Raw genomic sequence first — 18067 nt, forward strand, 5'->3', positions numbered from 1 at the left:
AAATTGCGTTTAATCTGTACTAAATTAAAGCTTTTTTACGGATAATGATTTGTTTAGTGATTGATTAAGTTGATGTTATTATCAATTTTTTGTAAAAAGAAAAGCGAAGAGATAAAAACTCTTCGCTTTTTTTATTTAGTTTATTTCTCGTTTTATTTGACTTAAAATAGTTGGATCTTTTATTTCATTATCTTTTGCTAATAATAAAACTTTTGAGATGACTTCTGCAGATTTAGGATCATCATCAGCAAAAGGTAAAAATATTCGACCTCTATGTTGCGATTGCACAGGTAAAATAGATAAATACAAACCTGGTACTTGATGCACAACAGCGCTTCCTAAATGTACACTATATTCTGCCATTTCTCCTTTTATGTAAGCATGACTTCCTTTTGTTTCGACATTTTTCAGTTTGAATAATCGAGTCGTTTCATTTAATAAAACTGTTCGCATTTCAATTGTAGAATGACTTGCTTCAGGATCAACACCGCCAACATGAGCTACACTAACAACCAAATCAATATCACGCATTACTTCCGAGAAAATTCTAGGATTAATTTCTTCGAAAGGAATATTTTTATGTGTTTTTAATGAGTGAAATTCGATAGTTTCTAAAGTTGGACTTTCGACATCAGCAAGAGAAAACCAATCTGCCAAAGCATATAGCTTAACTTGATAACCTTCTTTGTGAAAAACCTTTTGCAAACCTTCTTCGTAATCAACTTTCCAATCACGTGTTTTCAATAAAGCCAATGTTTGTTTTGGTTGAACTTGATGTCCAGCATATCGACGAGAAATAGATTTTTCCTTTAGTTCATCTGCTGTAGGAATATATAATTCTCTAAAAATTTGTTTAAAAGGTTGCTTTAATTTTTGATCAAAACAATAATGTTGATAATCAATCCAAACAGAATTTTGATGTAAATCATAACAATGAGCAATTCTGAACATTTCTGTAGAATCAATAGATTGTAAATTCCCTTTTGCGTCCTTTAATTGTCCATTTACATAAAAACCAATTGTATTTTTGCTTGAAATAAAGACTAATTTCTCTAAATGTTTTGAAATGATTGGATGTGAAAAAAGATTTTCAATTTCTGAAAATAAAAAATCATCTCCACGAATCATCGCTTCTTCTAAACCTTTTCTCGAACGAGTAAATTGTTCTCGCAATGTTTTACGATAATTGGTAAGTTCTACAACTGCTTTGTCCTTCTTTAGTTTTGGTGGAATAGATTTTAATTGTTTATCTCCTTTAAAAGTTACCAAATCTGCTTTTCCGTCTTCATCAATAATCAAACCTATTGTTGTACCATCAATTTCGACTTGTGTATCTTTTGATAAAATTTGCTGAACCTGTTGAGATTCCATTGCCCAAGTTAAACGAATAGGATCTGGATAACCTGCATTTCTTGCCAAGTTTTCTAAAGCAACTCGCAAAGCTAAAGCTTCGCTTGTTTGTTTCATCGATCCGAACTCTCTACTTTCTTTTTTGAATTGTTGTAAATATTCATAGCGCGATAAAACATCTTTTTCTGCATTTGTTTTGCTCAATGGAACCAAACCGTAAACACGCAAATAATCTTGATCTCGTTTATCTTTTACTTTGGCTGTAACTTCTCTAATTTTTAAATCTCCTGTCAAAGTATCTGCATAAAGTCTTGCTCTACGATGTCCATTTCCGTCAGAAATATATTTCGCAGCTTCGTACAAAATTTCCCAACGCGATTTTCCTAATTCTTTATATGCTTTTGTAAACCAGTCTTTGTCAACCGCCCCATCTTTGAAATCTTGAATATCAATTGAGGAATATTTTGCAACTTCACTTTCTAATTCAGCATTTTCAGCTTGATAGCCAGATGTTTTTGTATGTGCATGCATCCACCAAATCGCGGCGTCTAAACCTTTCCAATCTAAATAATTACTAACTAATTTTTGCCATTGAGGTGCATAAACAGAAGCTTCTATTAAACGACTTTCTGAAATTTTAGCTTTCTTTACTAATTGATTGAATTCTTCTTGCGTATCAGTTTCTAGTGGTAAACATCGTTTAATTAAGAAACTAAATAACTTTTGTTTTGTAACATCCGTATAACGCCAAGAATAAATGTATCCTTTGAAAAGTTTAGCTTTTCCAAGTTTATCTAAAATTTCAACAAAACGATTTATTCCATAAATATGCTCAAAACTTTGAACAAATTGCGTGACATTTGTATTAGAATCTCCACGTTTTAATTCAACATCTAAAAATTTTTCTCGAATATTTTCAATCATTTCAGTTAAGAAAGGAAAATCTTCTTGCATGGTTTTACTTCCTTGGTAACGATAATTTTTTCGATCACTTGTGATTTCATTGATACAATCAGGATCTAGAATTCCTTCGTACATTTCATCTTTTGTGATGAATTTATTTTGATAAGCTAAACAATAAATATAAAGCGGTGGTTTATTAAATTTTATATTTTCTTCTAAACCATTGTATTGACGCCATCTGTAGATATTCCATACTTTTTGGACATCATCTTTTTCTAGATTGATAAGGTTTATTTTGTTCAGAAAAACATCAAAAAAGCGTTCGTTTTGCCAACCATTTCCAAATTCTTCGTTGTAATAATAATTGTTTTTATCTCTTTTACTTTGATAATTAATAACGTCTTTTGGTAAGGCAGAAAACAATTGAATTGTTGCATCAATAACGAAATTATTTGCATCTTCAAACGGGAATTTTTCTTGAAGAATAAACAAAATTGATTTTAAAGGATTGTTCCAATAATAATCAGTTTTTAAAGGATTTGGAATTTTTCCTTTGTTATAGAACACATAATTTTCTAAAATAGTTCGCCAAACTTTTCGATCACATTCTTCTTCCATCGTCAATAAATAAAGATCGATAGGTGTTAACTTGCTGTCTAAATACCATTTTTCCCACGTTTCATGTAACGGATAATTTGCAAATTTTTCGTCAGCAGTTAAGTTTTGAGTATTTCGTTTCAAAGGATTAAAACTATTTCCCAACAAATCTGTAATTACGCTATTGTTCCAATCTTCATACTCATATTCGTAATCTTTATTTTGAAGATAAAGATCTTTCAATTGTTCTAAATTCTTAACAATTTCGTTTTCAGACTTAGAAAAACCGTATTTATTCTTCTTTGTATATTTCAAATAAACCGAATCTTTATCCAATTTCGGTAATTCGAATGGCGTAATATTAGCTGGATTGTAAATTCCATAACCATTTTCTATAGATAAAATATCGTTAGAACTTTTTGGATCTAATTGTTTTAAAAGAATAGTTTCTTTTTCAGTGATTTTTTTGCGCTCGTTAAAAGAACTGACAGTTTGTTTTATAAAATCAGTAGCACGTTTCTCTTTGTTTAATTGTAATAAAATGTCTAATCCCGCCAAACGCTGTTCAGCATCACCTTTTTCAATTAAATTTTGCGTAAAAGTTGAAATGATTTCATCATTTTGAAGAAGAATTAATTGAATTAAATGTTTGCGAAGATTGGCACTTTTTCTTTTAAATAAATCTTGAATCGATTCAATTTCTTGTTGATTTAATTCTGAATGTTTTAATGTATTTAAAGCAGAAGCAACAATACTTTCGCCTCGATCTTTAATTACTTTTAATGCAAATTCTCGCTGAAAATCAGAAACTTTAGTTGTCGATTTTTTCTGATCCATATAATAATATGAATAACTGTAAAAATCTTTTAAAACCAAACGCGTTAAAGATTCGCGTAACGAAAGACTTAATTGATCAAATAGAGCTAGAATTCGTTCAAGTTTTGTTTGGTCTTCTCCAATTAAATTAATCGCAACTGAATATAAATCGTCTTTCGAGAATTTTGTATTTAACCAAGAAAATACTTTTCCTTCGAATGTTTTTTCCTTTTCTTGAATTGTTTCTGCAAGATGTAAAACTTTATCAAAAAGACCGATTAAAGTATCATCGTTAGGAAATTTGAATGATGAAGTTACAGAAATCATTCGTGGTAAAAAGAAAGAGAAAACTTGTAAATTAACTTCGTCTAAAGCTTTATTATAAAGCCTTATTTCTTTTTCGTAAATAGAAGTTTCGCTTGCAAATTTTAAAGCCAAACATTTTTTTTCTATTGTTCCTTTTTCAAGTAATTTATCTAGATAGTTTAATGAAATATCAATATCTGTTACACCTTGCGACCAAAGCGCCATATAAACTTCGTTGTTGTTTTTACTTTCTATTCCTTTTTCTATGGTTTCAGGATGAGTCAAAAATTGATCAGCAAAAGCTAAGATATTACGAATTGTTGTTTCTTTTTCAGCTTCCCAACCTAATCCTGTCCACGTATCTACAGCGCGAACAACAGAAGAAAAGCGAGCTAATTTTTCATTAATAATAACTTTTATCAACGATTGTAATGCGCCAACACTTGTTTCGTCTAAGGTTTCGAGAATTGTTTGTCGCAAACCTTCTTGTCGTTGTGCAGAAAGCAAAAGTTTTTCAACCAATTCCCAAGCTTCAGGTTTATGAGAATTTAATAAAGCTTTGATAATATTTCGTGAAACTTTTCCTGTAGGATCTTTTCCGTAAATAATATCTTCCATTAATTGATAAATCTGTTGATTTCCTTGGTCAATCATTTCAGACCAAATCAATGTGTAACTATCATTAATACCGATGTCAGAAGAATATCTAATTTGCTCAACAATTGGTAAATCATAGTATTTATAGCCTTCGGAAGTGTATTGAGAAGGTTTTGTCAATAAATTTCGTAGAAAATTGATCTGCTTGACAAGAATGTAATCTTTTTGATTAGGTGCTCGAAAAGATCGTCTGTAATATCCCGATTGGTAAATATGTTGAGACATTTTGTTCCAACTATTTTTTACATAAGGAGCCAATTCTTCACCATAAAAAAGTTCTAATAATTTATAGTATTTTTTATCTTCCCAGATATTGTCAGAAATTAATTCTTTTAATTTGAAAAATTGTTTGGTTCCGTAATCAATTTCTGAGTAATAATCCGTGTTACCTTTTAGAATTAATAATCCTAATTCGGCAACTTCTTTTTTGATAGATTTAGGTAAAAGAGAAAGTTCTGAGGATTTTTTTAATTTTTTTTCTAGCTCTTTCGTTTTGTTTTTTGTCTCAAATGGAGTCAAAATTTCAATAAGTGTAGGCATATGTTTTGAGTTTTGTTCGTTCTACCAGTAGCTTCCAGCAAGGAAAGTAAGTCGTATAAATGTAAAAGATTGATTAGTTGTTAATGAAACTTCTTCAGCTAAATCTTCTATTTGTTCTTCTCCTAAGAAAATCGCAAACATTCCGTCTTCAAAAGCTTGTTTTGCTGTTTCTTGTGCTTTGGATAAATCAGCTTTGTTTTCGTTATAAATACTAGAAAAACTTACTTTACCTGATTCAATTAGAAGTGGTAAATAGTTTTCTTTAGGAAGTTTTTCTGTATCAATATCTTCTTTTTCTATCGGTTTTTGATTGTATTCTTCAACTTGTTGTTGAACTATAAAATCAAGAAGCTCATGAACAGAAATTGTATCTTTTGTTGTATTAAGTTGTATAGGTAATTCGGCAAGAATTGGATGTTTTTTGCCCAATTGTTTCACATTGACGTGAATAGTTTTCATATAAGTTTGTGTTAGTATGAGTTTTCTAAAATTAATAAAAATAACCTTTTAGAAAGATTAAACTTTTGCTAAAATTAGTTAATGTTTAACACAAAAAAACTCACTAATTCTGATGAATTAATGAGTTTGTATTTTCTTATCGAAAAGATTTTTTACAAAGTGATTTTTGCTAAATAAGAATCTCCTTCGGTTTTTATTTTTGTACATTTTAGTTGATGATATTCGCACGCATTTTTTAATGTATCAAAATCCAAATACAACCATTGAATAGGTTCTTCTTGCTCGCCTTTATAATGAACCGTAAAATCTAATTCACCATAATAATTTCCATTACTTGGAATCCATTTTCCACCATCTTCGTCTTCATCAAACATATAAATAATGTCGGTTCCATCAATCAAAACTTGACCATTCTCGGCTAATAAATTTTTGATTTTATCCAAGAAAACATTGATTAAAACTAAATTCTGAAAAATTCCAGTTCCGTTCATCAAAAATAGAATCGTGTCATATTTCTCAGCATCATTGATTTCAAGGAAATTCTGAACTTTTGCATTGTTGATTCCTCTCAATAAACAAGCTTCAATCGCTTTCGGAGAAATATCAATTGCTAAAGCATCCAACCCTTTTTCTTGTAAATAAAGTGAATGAGAACCCGCTCCACAACCAACATCCAAGATTTTTCCTTTTGATAAATCCAATGCTTTTTGCTCTAAAATTGGCATATCATCATATTCTCGAAAAAGATAATCAATTGGCATCACATCTAATTCTGAAATTGATGTTTCGGTATAGAGATCTTCGGGCGAATGATTGGTTTGATAATCTAAAATTGCCTGTCCGAAAAGGTCTTTCATGTTATTTTTATTTTTATGTTCTGATTGATACAGAAACTTTTATTTATTATTTTTTGCTAAAATAGCCTCAACAATTTGCTCTGCATGTACGCGCGAATTTTCGATGAACCAAATATTCGTCAACATTCCTCCACAAACAACGCCTGCCAAATATAATCCATCTACATTTGTTTCCATTGTTTCGGGATTGTAAGTTGGCGTTTTCAATTCATCATCACTGAAGGTTATTCCACAATTCTCCAAAAATTTGAAATTTGGATGATAACCAGTCAAGGCTAAAACAGTATCATTTTCAATTGAAATATCACCTTCTGGCGTTTGGACATGAACTTGATTTTCGTCAATCGATGTGATATTTGAGTTGAAATAAGCCTTGATACTTCCTTCACTAATTCTATTTTCGATATCTGGACGAACCCAATATTTTAGTCGATGCGTAAAGCTTTCTCCACGAATCACCATTGTTACATTAGCACCTTTTCGATAACATTCTAAAGCTGCATCAACAGAAGAATTATTCGCTCCAACAACCACTACATTCTGAAAAGAATACGGATGCGCTTCTTTATAATAATGATGAACTTTTTGTAAATCTTCTCCTTCGATATTCATCAAATTTGGAATATCATAAAAACCAGTTGCAAGGACTACATTTTTAGCTGAATAATTATTTTTTGACGTTTTAATCTCAAAATGATTTGTTTCAACTTTATTAATTGCTTCAACTTCTTCGTATAGATTTAGATTGAATTTGAAATATTTATGAATGTTTCGATAATATTCTAACGCCTCTTGTCGACCAGGTTTTGGCGCAATACAATTGAACGGAATTTCTCCAATTTCTAATCGTTCGGCAGTCGAAAAAAATGTCATATACAAAGGATAGTTGTACAAACTATTTGTTAAAGCACCTTTTTCAATAATTAAATAAGAAAGATTGTTTCTTTTCGCTTCTATTGCACAAGCCAAACCAATTGGCCCAGCACCTACAATTATCAAATCATATTGTTCTTTCATCAAGCAAATTTACGGATAATCAGTTCGGTAATCTTTATGATTTTCTTCAATTTTTTTAAAAATAATGTTTAACTATTTGGATTAACGAAATATATTAATAATTTTGTTTGACAATTTTGTGAAAATAAAAAAGCCGCACAGATATGAAAGACGATACAGAAGAATTGATCAAAGAAACAGCGAAAAGAATGTTTTTTGGTGAAGGTAGATTTCGTGCAACAACGCAAGAAATAGCTGATGAAGCGAAAGTGAATAGAACGTTGATTAATTATTATTTCAGATCGCGAAACAATTTAATTAGTATTATTTACGAAGAAGCTACGCGAGTAAGTAATGAAAAATCGCGTGCTATTTTTGATAGAAATCGTGATATCAAAGAAATGATTGGCGAATTTATAGAGGATTCTATTGCAACATCAATCAAGTATCCATATTTGGAAACTTACATCGTTACCGAAATGAATAAAAATAATACAATGTGTTCTAAGTTAATGAAAGATGATTTAGATGTAGTTGTAAATGTTTTTTACGAAAGATTAGAGGAAGAAATGGAAAAAGGAACGATTAAAAAGATGGAGCCACTTCAGTTTTTGTTAAACATGATTTCATTGGTTAATTATCCATTTACAATTCGTCCGCTACTTCAATTGGATTTGAAATTGAGCGACGAAGATTTCAAACGTATTCTTTCTGATCGAAAAGAAATTATTCTCAATACACTTTTTAATAATTAATATATCAATGAAAAGGTTAAAACAATTACTTTCTATAGCGATTGTAGCGTTGATGAGTTCTGCAAATGCGCAAGAAATTATAGCACTTAAAGATGCGGTAAATTTTGCGTTAGAAAACAAAGCAGATGCAAAACGCGCAGATTTGGCAATCAAAAAAGCCGAATACAAAATTGATGAAGCTAGAGCAGGAGCTTTGCCTCAAGTAAATACCAACGCAGGTTTGCAATATAATCCAATTGTACAAGAAATGGCGTTGACAATGGGAGGACAAACAACTGTGATTAAAATGGGACAACCATGGAATTCGAGTTTAGGTGTTACGGTAAATCAAACATTGTTCGATCAACGTGTTTTTACAGGTTTGAAAGCGGCGAAAACAACACGCGAATTCTATCAGGTGAATGCAGATTTAACAGACGAACAAATTATTGAGCGTGTAGCAAATGCGTATTATCAAGTTTTTATTCAAGAAGAAAAATTAAAAACGATTGAAAAAAGTTACGAAAACACAAATAAAGTTCGAAATGTAATCAAAAGTTTAGTGGATAATGGTTTGGCAAAACCAATTGATTTAGACCGAATTGTTGTGCAATTAAATAATATTTCTTCTTCGCGTCAACAGTTGGTAAATGCAGTTGAAATCAACAAAAATGCGTTGAAATTCTATATGGGTTATCCAATTGAGCAACCAATTAGCTTAACAGAAGAAACAATTACGCCAAATTTAGTTTTGTTGGAAGATCAAATAGATGTTGAAAATAGAACCGAATTTAAAGTTTTATCGAAACAAAAAGAATTGTTAGGTTTTGCGAAAGAAGCGGAGCGAGCAAATTTATATCCAACTGTTGGTTTAGCTGGAAATTATGGATTGCAAGGTTTTGGTGAAAAATTTATTACTTCGAAAAGTTACATCTGGTCAGATTTGGCTTCGATTGGTTTGAGTGTTAAAGTTCCGATTTTTTCTGGTGGAGCTACAAAAGCAAAAATTAATCAAGCAGAAATTGATTTGTTGGATATCGAAGAACAAATGAATGACACAAAACTTGGTTTGAGTTTAGAATATCAAAATGCAAAAGCGCAAATTGAAAATGCATTGAAAAGTGTCGATATTCAAGAAGAAAACGTGAGTTTGGCGGAGAAAGTTTTATCAAATACTCAAAATAATTACCAACAAGGTTTGGCAAATTTGACAGAGATTTTAGATGCTGAAAATGCGTTGACAGATGCTCGAAATAATTACTCAAATGCTTTGTTAGAATATAAAATTGCCGAAATCGCATTAATCAAAGCAAAAGGAGATTTAAAAACATTAATTCAATAATAGAACCGATTTTATGAAATCAGTAAAAACTTTACTTTATATATTAATTGCAGCCGGTTTGATTGGTGGTGCAATTTACATTATCAAAAATAATAAAGCGAAACAAGAAGAAGAGGTAGCAATCGTAAATGCGGCTAATGACGATGTTGTGGTAAAAACGATTAAAGCTAATTTTCAAAGTTTAAATACAGATTATACGTCAAATGGTACATTTGCGCCATTTCAGGAAATGAGTTTTCCTTCGGAAATTTCTGGTCGAATTGTCCGTGTTTTGGTTGATGAAGGGAGTTATGTTTCTGTTGGTCAAACATTGGCAACAATCAAAAAAGATGCAATTGAAGTTGATGTTACGCAAGCGCAAAATAATCTTCAAAATGCAATTATTGACAATCAACGTTACGAAAATGCTTATAAAACGGGAGGTGTAACAAAGCAACAATTAGATAATTCGCGTTTGCAATTAAAAAATGCAAGAGCAGCGGTTTCTGCGCAAAATTTGCGTGTGCGTGATACGAATGTAAAAGCAACGATTTCTGGTGTAATCAACAAACGTTATATCGAGCCAGGATCTGTAGTAGCACCAGGTTCTCAAATGTTTGATATTGTAAATGTATCAAAATTAAAATTACAAGTTACAGTAACAGAAGCTGAGGTTGTCAATCTTAAAGTTGGTCAAACCATCAAAGTGTTGGCGAGTGTTTTTCCAGATCAAGAATTTGCAGGAAAAATTTCTTTTATCGCACCTAAAGCAGATGCTTCATTAAATTTTCCTGTGGAAATTCAAGTTTCAAATAATTCTGGTTTAAAAGCTGGTATGTATGGAACGGCAGTTTTCTCTACAAAAGATGATGTTAATGCAGGGAAAAATGTATTAGTTGTTCCTGCGAATGCGTTTGTGAACGGAATTAGTTCTGGACAAGTTTTCGTGGTTGAAAATAATACAGCAAAATTAACGAAAGTTGTGATTGGGAAAACGGTTGGAACTGAAGTTGAAATTATCAGCGGATTAAAAGATGGAGCTGAAATCGTAACAAGTGGTCAGATTAATCTGAAAGATGGAACGAAAGTGAAAGTTGTAAAATAAGAGTAGTTTTTCCATGAAAATAGCAGAAATATCAATTAAACGACCTACAATGATTATCGTGTTATTCACGATTTTGACTTTGGGAGGATTGTTTAGTTATACGCAAATGGGATACGAATTAATCCCAAAATTTGAAACGAATGTTGTTACGATTTCAACGGTTTATCCTGGAGCTTCTCCAAACGAAGTTGAAAATTCTGTAACCAAAAAGATAGAGGATGCGGTTGCAGCCTTAGAAAATGTAAAGAAAGTAGAATCGAAATCTTACGAAAGTTTATCAGTTGTAATGGTGACGTTGAATTCTGATGCAAATGCAGATTTAGCGTTGAATGATGCGCAACGTAAGATTAATGCCATTGAGAAAGATTTACCAGATGATGTCGACCCGCCTTCGTTGACGAAATTCTCGTTGAGTGATTTACCGATTATTACAGCTGGTGTAACGTCTGATAAGTTGACAGAAAAAGATTTGTATGATTTATTGGATAAAAAAGTAGAACCAGTTTTATCACGTGTAACAGGTGTTGCGCAAGTAAATTTGATTGGAGGACAAGAACGTGAAATTCAGGTAAGTTTAGATCCTTTGAAATTGAAAGGTTACGGATTATCTGTGCCTCAAGTTCAACAAGCAATTTTGACATCGAATTTAGATTTCCCAACAGGAAGTGTAAAAACGCGTGAAAATTCGACAATTATTCGTCTTTCGGGAAAATATAAATCGGTTGATGAATTAAATAATTTAGTGATTTCTTCGAATAATGGCATTCAAGTTCGTTTGTCAGAAGTTGCTTTTGTGCAAGATTCTCAAAAAGAAGTAGAAAAAATAGCACGTGTTAATCAGAGTTCAGCGATTATTGTTCAGGTTGTAAAACAATCTGATGCAAATGCGGTGGCTGTTTCTGAATTGATGAAAGAAACCATCAAAAAAGTTGAAGCTGATTATAGCAAAGAAGGACTTAAAATTCAGATTGTAAATGATACGTCTGATTTTACTTTAGCAGCTGCAGATCACGTTATTTTCGATTTAGTTTTAGCCGTTGTGTTGGTTGCAATTGTGATGCTTTTGTTTTTACATAGTATTCGTAATGCCTTTATTGTAATGGTTTCTATTCCAGCTTCGTTAATCGCAACGTTTATCGGAATGTATTTGATGGGTTATACTTTAAACTTGATGTCGTTACTTGGTTTATCACTTGTTGTGGGAATTTTGGTGGATGATGCGATTGTAGTTTTGGAGAATATTTACCGTCATATGGAGATGGGAAAATCGAAAATTAGAGCATCGTATGACGGAGCAAAAGAAATTGGATTTACTGTAACTGCGATTACATTGGTAATTGTAGTGGTTTTCTTACCAATTGCAATGAGTACAGGTTTGGTTTCTAACGTTATTTCTCAATTCTGTGTTACCGTAGTTATTGCAACTTTATTATCCTTATTGTCATCGTTTACAATTGTACCTTGGTTATCATCTCGTTTTGGGAAATTAGAGCATATCACAGGGAAAAATATTTTCGAAAAATTTATTCTTTGGTTCGAAAAACAATTAACAAAATTCACGCATTTCATTTCTGATATGTTAGAATGGTGTTTAAAATCAACTGTTCGAAGAATTGGTGTTTTTATTGGCGTTTTCATTCTTTTATTTGGAACAATTGCCATCTTAATGGGAGGAAAATACATTGGTGGAGAATTTTTCCCAAAAACAGATAAAGGAGAATTCTTGGTTCAGATGGAATTACCAAAAGACGCAACAATAGAAGAGTCAAACTTTGTAACACAAAAAGCAGAGAAATTTTTACGTGGTAAAAAAGAAGTTGTTGATATGATTACGACGGTTGGTCAAAGTTCCGAAGGTTTTGGAGCGGCGCAAGCAACAGCTTATAAGTCGGAGATTGATGTTATTCTAAATGATAAATCAGAGCGTGAAGACAATTCGTTTATTTATGCAGCGAAAGTAAAACGCGAATTAGAAAAAGAATTGGTTGGAGTAAAAGTGAAAACTGTTCCAGTTGGTTTGATCGGAGCAGAGCAAGCGCCAATTGCGTTGGTTGTGACTGGTCCAAATTTAGAAAGCGCGATGAAATTTGCTGAGTTAGCGAAGCACGAATTAGAACAAATCAAAGGTTCTTCGGAAGTGAAATTAACAACAGAAGCAGGTAATCCTGAAATTAATGTGCAAGTTGATCGTGATAAAATGTCTTCTTTAGGATTGAATCTTCAAACGGTTGGTTTAACCATGCAAACGGCTTTCTCTGGAAATACAGATGGTAAATTCCGTGCTGGTGAATACGAATATGATATTAATATTCAATACAATGATTTCAATCGTTCTAATATTGATGATGTTCGTAGCTTAATTTTTGTAAATGATAAAGGACAACAAATTCGATTAGATCAATTTGCAACGGTTATGCAAAGTTCAGGTCCAAGTTTCTTAGAGCGTCGTGATAAAACGCCTTCTGTAACGGTTCAAGCACAATCGGTTGGTCGTACAACAGGTGATATTGTAACTGACTTCAAGGAAAGTTTGAAGAAAATTGACAATAAGAAACCAACTGGTGTTTCTTATGTTTGGGGTGGAGATGAAGAAAATCAATCCGAAGGTTTTGGTACATTAGGTTATGCATTATTAGCTGCTATTATCTTGGTTTATTTGGTAATGGTTGCTTTGTACGACTCGTTTATTTATCCTTTCGTGGTTTTGTTTTCGATTCCATTATCTTTAATCGGAGTTTTCGTAGTTTTAGCATTAACAAATAATTCATTGAATATCTTCACGATTCTCGGAATGATTATGTTGATTGGTTTGGTGTGTAAAAATGCGATTTTATTGGTCGACTTTACCAATCACCGAAAAGAAGCTGGCGAAACTACTCACAATGCTTTGGTACAAGCCAATCATGCGCGTCTTCGTCCAATTTTGATGACAACAATTGCGATGGTTTTCGGGATGATTCCAATTGCCTTAGCAAAAGGAGCAGGAGCGGAGATGAACAATGGTTTAGCATGGGTAATTATTGGTGGTTTAGTGTCATCATTATTCCTAACCTTAATTATCGTTCCTGTGGTTTATTCATTATTCGATAGTGCAATTCGTCGTTTCTCAAAAGGAGAAAAAGTAGATTATGAAGCAGAAATGGTTGCAGATTATGAAGCAAGACAAATAAAAGAAGAATGGGAAGAGTAATCTTTCGTTTTTAGATATTTAATCAAAACCGCTCAGTTTTATTCGTTTAATTGAGATATAAAAAAAATCCTTGTCAAAGTTCTGAACCTTGACAAGGATTTTTTATTTAGTTGAAACTAGTTATTTTGCTAATGCGATGTTAGCTGTAGTGTTTTTAATCTTCAATATTTCTTGAATACCATTCTGTTAATTCCCAAGTTTCATCTTTCTCGATTCTATAATTAAATTCACGAGGATAATTTTCTGAGTCAATTAATTTAGTAAGAAAATCATTTGCAAGTTCTGGTGAATAAATTTTATAGATTAATTGTCTAGTTGAATTCCAAGTTATTCTCGCAAAGAAAAGTGCATTTGGTTTCTCCTTATTATTACCTTTAATTTTTTTATCCAAAAACTCTTCAAATTTTTCAATGATTTTTAATTCTTCTTCCGAAGGCATTCCATTTTCAATAGTTTTATCAAAATCAATTAATATTGAGCAATTCCAAGAAAATACTTTTTTCAAATTTTTGCTTTTCAAGTTATCATTTACAATGGCAATTCCAGGAAGTTGTTCCTGTTTAAATTCCAAAACTTTATAAATTTCCTCGGGAATAAAAACTTCAATATCATCTGATTTTTTCATTTGTAGCAGTTTTATTTGGAAGCATTACATCTAACATTATTTTTCTCACGAAGTTAAACATAGTCAAGTTTCGTGAAAAAAACATTATATCAGCTTTTCTTTAATTTCCTGCTAATATAAACATTCGCAATAAGAGTTAAAGTGTTACTTAGTTTTTTCTATTATTCGCTAAAAAGATTTGATTACAAACAGGTATGTTTTACCTTTCCTGAGTCCTCAGTTTATTATAAACAGATGTGTTTTAGCTTACCCGAGTCTTCGGTTGATTATAAACAGGTATGTTTTACCTTTCCTGAGTCCTCAGTTTATTATAAACAGGTATGTTTTACCTTTCCAGAGTTTTCGGTTGATTATAAACAGGTATGTTTCATCTTTCCCGAGTCTTTGGTTTATTATAAACAGATGTGTTTTACCTTACCTGAATCCTCGGTTGATTACAAAGAAATTTATTTTTTAACTATTTCTAGTGAGTTTTAGACGAACTAAAACGTTTAATTTTGGCTAATATTAATTGAGACTTTCTATAGAAATGAAAAAACTATTTTTATTGACAACATTATTTATGGTGTCAGCACTTTTTGCCCAACAAGCGACTAATACATTAGAAGGCATTTTTACAACAAAAGCAAAAGATGAATTATATAATCCATTGAAATTTGATGGAAAAGGAAGAGTAACAATCGGTGAATTTGATGAGGTTGGTTACGAATTTACCGAACGCAATGATTCAGTTATAATATTTGTTGAAAAGACGGTTTTTATCTTCAAAAAAGAGAAAAATCAATTAAAAGGAATTTCAGATTGGGTAGATAAAAAAGTATATAAATCAAATTTGAAATCTTTCGAAAATAAAGCTCAATCAAATCCAAAATTAGCGCAGCGTGCAAATTGGATGGCTCAGAATTATGATATCAATTTTAAAAATAATGCTTCTTTTCTTTTTGATTTAGATGAAAATAGTTTGAATCAAAAATTAAAAGAAAATGAAACTGCAAATGCAAAACTGTGTAAAGAAGGTTTTGATGAAAGCTGTAAAGTAGTTTTCGCTTATAAATTTGCTGAACAATCTGGTGGTGTTTTCGAAACATTGAATGCGGCGGACGAAATAAAACTTAAACCAAATAAAGAGTTACAGCAATTAGCACAACGTGTGATTGATTTAGGAAATCCAGATGGATACGGATTATTTTATACGTATTATTATTTTACTGGATAAAAAGAAAAAGCAGAACAATTTCTACAAAAAGGTTTAGACTTAAGATCTGCATATTGCAACGAGATATCTTTAAATTCAGCTTTAAGTGAATTTGGAGAAGGTTTAGAATCAGAAATAGAAAATTTAGACGAAGAGTAATCATCGTATTGAAGAGATATGGTATAAAGTTTGTTTTATTTTTGTCATTAAATTATAATTATGAGAAAATCTTATGCTTTAATCATTTTTGCAGCTACACTTTTTATGAATAGTTGTACTACGAACAAACCGAATACGGATTCAACTTCAACTTTAGAAGAACATCAAATTGTTGTGAATGGAAAAGTAACCGAACTTGAAAGAGGTAAAGATGGCTATATGGCAACAATCGAAACCAAAAAAGGAGAGCATTACAAAGCAACAATTAGCATTATAAATTTTCAAAAGAATAATCAAGAATATAAAACCTTGAATATTGAAGATGAGGTTTCGGTCGAAGGTCCTACATGGAGCGATGTCGATGGAAACAAATATATAAAAGTGGAGAAGATGAAATAAATCAATTCAACCAAAAATAAAAAAGAGAACTTTTTAGTTCTCTTTTTTATTTAGTAAATATTTTGCAACAGCATCATAAGCTGGTAACGAATACGGGTCGTTCGCACTATTCGATGCAACCGGATTGGAAGCAAATCGCACAATAACCATTTCCGCTTTTGGATCAACATAGATCGCTTGACCATGAACGCCACGCGCCATAAATGCTTGATGCTCATTATTCGTTACCCACCACATATCTTTGTAGCTCCAGCCTTTTAGAAGTTTATAATCTGCCTTTGCAAAAGCTTGCTTACTTCCTCCTTTTTTGATTTCCTCAACCAAATTTTTAGGCAAGATTTGTTTGTTATTAAAATATCCATTGTTTCGAATCATTTCTCCAAACATCGCTAAATCTCGAAGGTTAGCATTAAATCCACCTCCTGCAAAAGCAATTCCAGCACCATCAATCTGGTAATAACCATCAAAGTTAGTTCCCAATGGTTGCCAAAATTTTTCAGATAAAATTTGAGCCAAAGGTTTGTTCATCACTTTTGTAATAATCCAGCCCATTACATCCGTATTCACTGTTTTATAACCAAAAGCTTCGCCATGTTTACCATTTTTCTTGACTGTTTTTAGATAATCATAATAATTTGTAGGTCCATTATAATTTGCAGGTTTAGGAAAAGGATTTCCAGCAGCCGAAAAAGCCCAAACTTCTGCATTCGGATCGCTGTAATCTTCACTATATTGTAAAGCTGTAGTCATGTCCAAAACTTGACGAATCGTCGCATCACCAAAAGCTGAGGTTTTCAATTCTGGAATATAATCACTGCATTTTTTATTCTCATCTAGAATACCTTCAGCAACTAACATTCCACCAAGAGTTCCTGTTAAGGTTTTACTCACAGACATCAAGGCATGTCTACCTTGAGAATTTAACTCTCCAAAATATTTTTCATACACAATAGTTCCTTTGTGTAATACAATTATGCCGTCCGTATAATTCTTTTGTAAAGAAGCTTCCCAAGTCATGGTTTCCTTACTTTCTAAAGGAGTAAATGCAATTTTATCAATATTCTTATCCAATTTACTTGTCCAAGTATATCTGTTTTCTTGTGCCGAAGCGACATTTACAGTTGGGAAAAATTCGCGCATATGACAAACGCTATATCGCAAAGCCGGAAAATTAAAAAAGCTACCATCTATAGCAGACAAAATATCTTCTTTTGCAGGTGGAAATCCTTTCATCCAGTTAAAATTCTTTGGATCAGACTCCTCTGCTGTTAAAACTTTTTGTGCGTAACTCATTTGTCCTATCATTATAATTAAACAAGCAAGTATTTTTTTCATAACATCTCTATTTTAGTGATATGTTGCAGTAGATAGAATAAACTCAAATTTACAAAAATCAATCCAATTTTTTGTGTTTTTAACGGATACTATAATGAGATGTATTATGATTTTTAAATAAACTATTCTCGCTTCGCGACAATTCTTCCCGAGTCGATAACCACAAAGTATCCGCTGTTGCTTTGCTTAAATCAGCAAGTCATCACCGTCTAATCATTCCTTGTTGTAAAAACGAAATACTAAATTACCCCCACCCACAACAGTCCTGCTGAACTCGTTTCAGCATCGCATCTTAATAATGATTAATAAATTATCCCCCTCGAGGGGATTACAGGGGTGTTTTCTAGTTATGAGTAGTGAGTAGTGAGTTGAAAATATTTTCTACTAAATCCCCGCAATCTTCCTTCGTAAATCCAAAATCGTAAACCCAAAATTTAAAAATGCTACAAAATTCCCTTTCAAAACTTAAACACATGACCACTTTTAAACTTTATCCAAAAAAATATTTCCCATCGTACCAATC

At 31.8% G+C, this 18067-nt stretch carries 12 protein-coding genes; 6 read left to right on the forward strand and 6 right to left on the reverse strand.

Annotation, left to right across the window (positions count from 1 at the left end; translation table 11 throughout):
- Positions 1 to 135: 135 nt before the first annotated feature.
- The 4 genes from N5D90_RS04530 to N5D90_RS04545 all read right to left on the reverse strand — a co-directional run bounded on the left by N5D90_RS04530 (position 136) and on the right by N5D90_RS04545 (position 7502).
- On the reverse strand, positions 136 to 5169 hold the full coding sequence (locus N5D90_RS04530; protein ID WP_280061712.1) for a DUF4132 domain-containing protein: 5034 nt from the start codon (positions 5167 to 5169) through the stop codon (positions 136 to 138).
- Between the two features lie 21 nt (positions 5170 to 5190).
- Positions 5191 to 5628: a hypothetical protein gene (locus tag N5D90_RS04535; protein WP_180904758.1), complete on the reverse strand. Its 438-nt coding sequence runs from the start codon at positions 5626 to 5628 to the stop codon at positions 5191 to 5193.
- A 152-nt stretch (positions 5629 to 5780) separates the two neighbouring features.
- Entirely contained in the window at positions 5781 to 6485 is a 705-nt protein-coding gene (locus tag N5D90_RS04540; protein ID WP_114999779.1) for a bifunctional 2-polyprenyl-6-hydroxyphenol methylase/3-demethylubiquinol 3-O-methyltransferase UbiG, read from the reverse strand.
- Positions 6486 to 6524: 39 nt separating this feature from the next.
- Positions 6525 to 7502 (reverse strand): YpdA family putative bacillithiol disulfide reductase, encoded by a 978-nt coding sequence (locus N5D90_RS04545; protein WP_038336586.1) that lies wholly within the window; start codon positions 7500 to 7502, stop codon positions 6525 to 6527.
- Positions 7503 to 7645: 143 nt separating this feature from the next.
- On the opposite strand from N5D90_RS04545, the gene N5D90_RS04550 reads away from it, so the two are divergent.
- Genes N5D90_RS04550 through N5D90_RS04565 form a run of 4 tightly spaced genes read left to right on the forward strand, consistent with a single transcriptional unit; the run spans position 7646 to position 13831 of the window.
- On the forward strand, positions 7646 to 8236 hold the full coding sequence (locus N5D90_RS04550; RefSeq protein ID WP_280061713.1) for a TetR/AcrR family transcriptional regulator: 591 nt from the start codon (positions 7646 to 7648) through the stop codon (positions 8234 to 8236).
- Between the two features lie 7 nt (positions 8237 to 8243).
- Positions 8244 to 9557, forward strand: a complete 1314-nt coding sequence (locus N5D90_RS04555; protein WP_280061714.1) for a TolC family protein — start codon at positions 8244 to 8246, stop codon at positions 9555 to 9557.
- A gap of 13 nt (positions 9558 to 9570) precedes the next feature.
- Positions 9571 to 10641, forward strand: coding sequence for an efflux RND transporter periplasmic adaptor subunit (locus tag N5D90_RS04560; RefSeq protein WP_038336583.1), 1071 nt, complete (start codon positions 9571 to 9573; stop codon positions 10639 to 10641).
- Positions 10642 to 10654: 13 nt separating this feature from the next.
- A complete protein-coding gene (locus tag N5D90_RS04565) occupies positions 10655 to 13831 on the forward strand; it encodes an efflux RND transporter permease subunit (RefSeq protein ID WP_038336582.1) in 3177 nt (1058 codons plus the stop codon).
- Between the two features lie 154 nt (positions 13832 to 13985).
- Here the strand turns inward: N5D90_RS04565 and N5D90_RS04570 are convergent, their stop codons facing one another.
- The gene (locus N5D90_RS04570) at positions 13986 to 14456 is read right to left on the reverse strand and encodes a DUF695 domain-containing protein (RefSeq protein ID WP_114999784.1); all 471 of its coding nucleotides are present in this window, start codon (positions 14454 to 14456) and stop codon (positions 13986 to 13988) included.
- A 529-nt stretch (positions 14457 to 14985) separates the two neighbouring features.
- Between N5D90_RS04570 and N5D90_RS04575 the strand changes: the two genes are divergently transcribed.
- Together N5D90_RS04575 and N5D90_RS04580 are read left to right on the forward strand one after the other, a co-directional pair.
- A complete protein-coding gene (locus N5D90_RS04575; RefSeq protein WP_280061715.1) occupies positions 14986 to 15672 on the forward strand; it encodes a hypothetical protein in 687 nt (228 codons plus the stop codon).
- Between the two features lie 198 nt (positions 15673 to 15870).
- Positions 15871 to 16209: a hypothetical protein gene (locus N5D90_RS04580; protein ID WP_280061716.1), complete on the forward strand. Its 339-nt coding sequence runs from the start codon at positions 15871 to 15873 to the stop codon at positions 16207 to 16209.
- 33 nt (positions 16210 to 16242) lie between these two features.
- Here N5D90_RS04580 and N5D90_RS04585 read toward each other — a convergent pair whose 3' ends face one another.
- The gene (locus N5D90_RS04585; protein ID WP_280061717.1) at positions 16243 to 17544 is read right to left on the reverse strand and encodes a serine hydrolase; all 1302 of its coding nucleotides are present in this window, start codon (positions 17542 to 17544) and stop codon (positions 16243 to 16245) included.
- Between the last annotated feature and the right edge of the window lie 523 nt (positions 17545 to 18067).

The organism is Empedobacter sp. GD03797, assembly GCF_029842105.1.
In the GTDB taxonomy this organism is placed as follows: Bacteria; Bacteroidota; Bacteroidia; order Flavobacteriales; family Weeksellaceae; genus Empedobacter; species Empedobacter falsenii_C.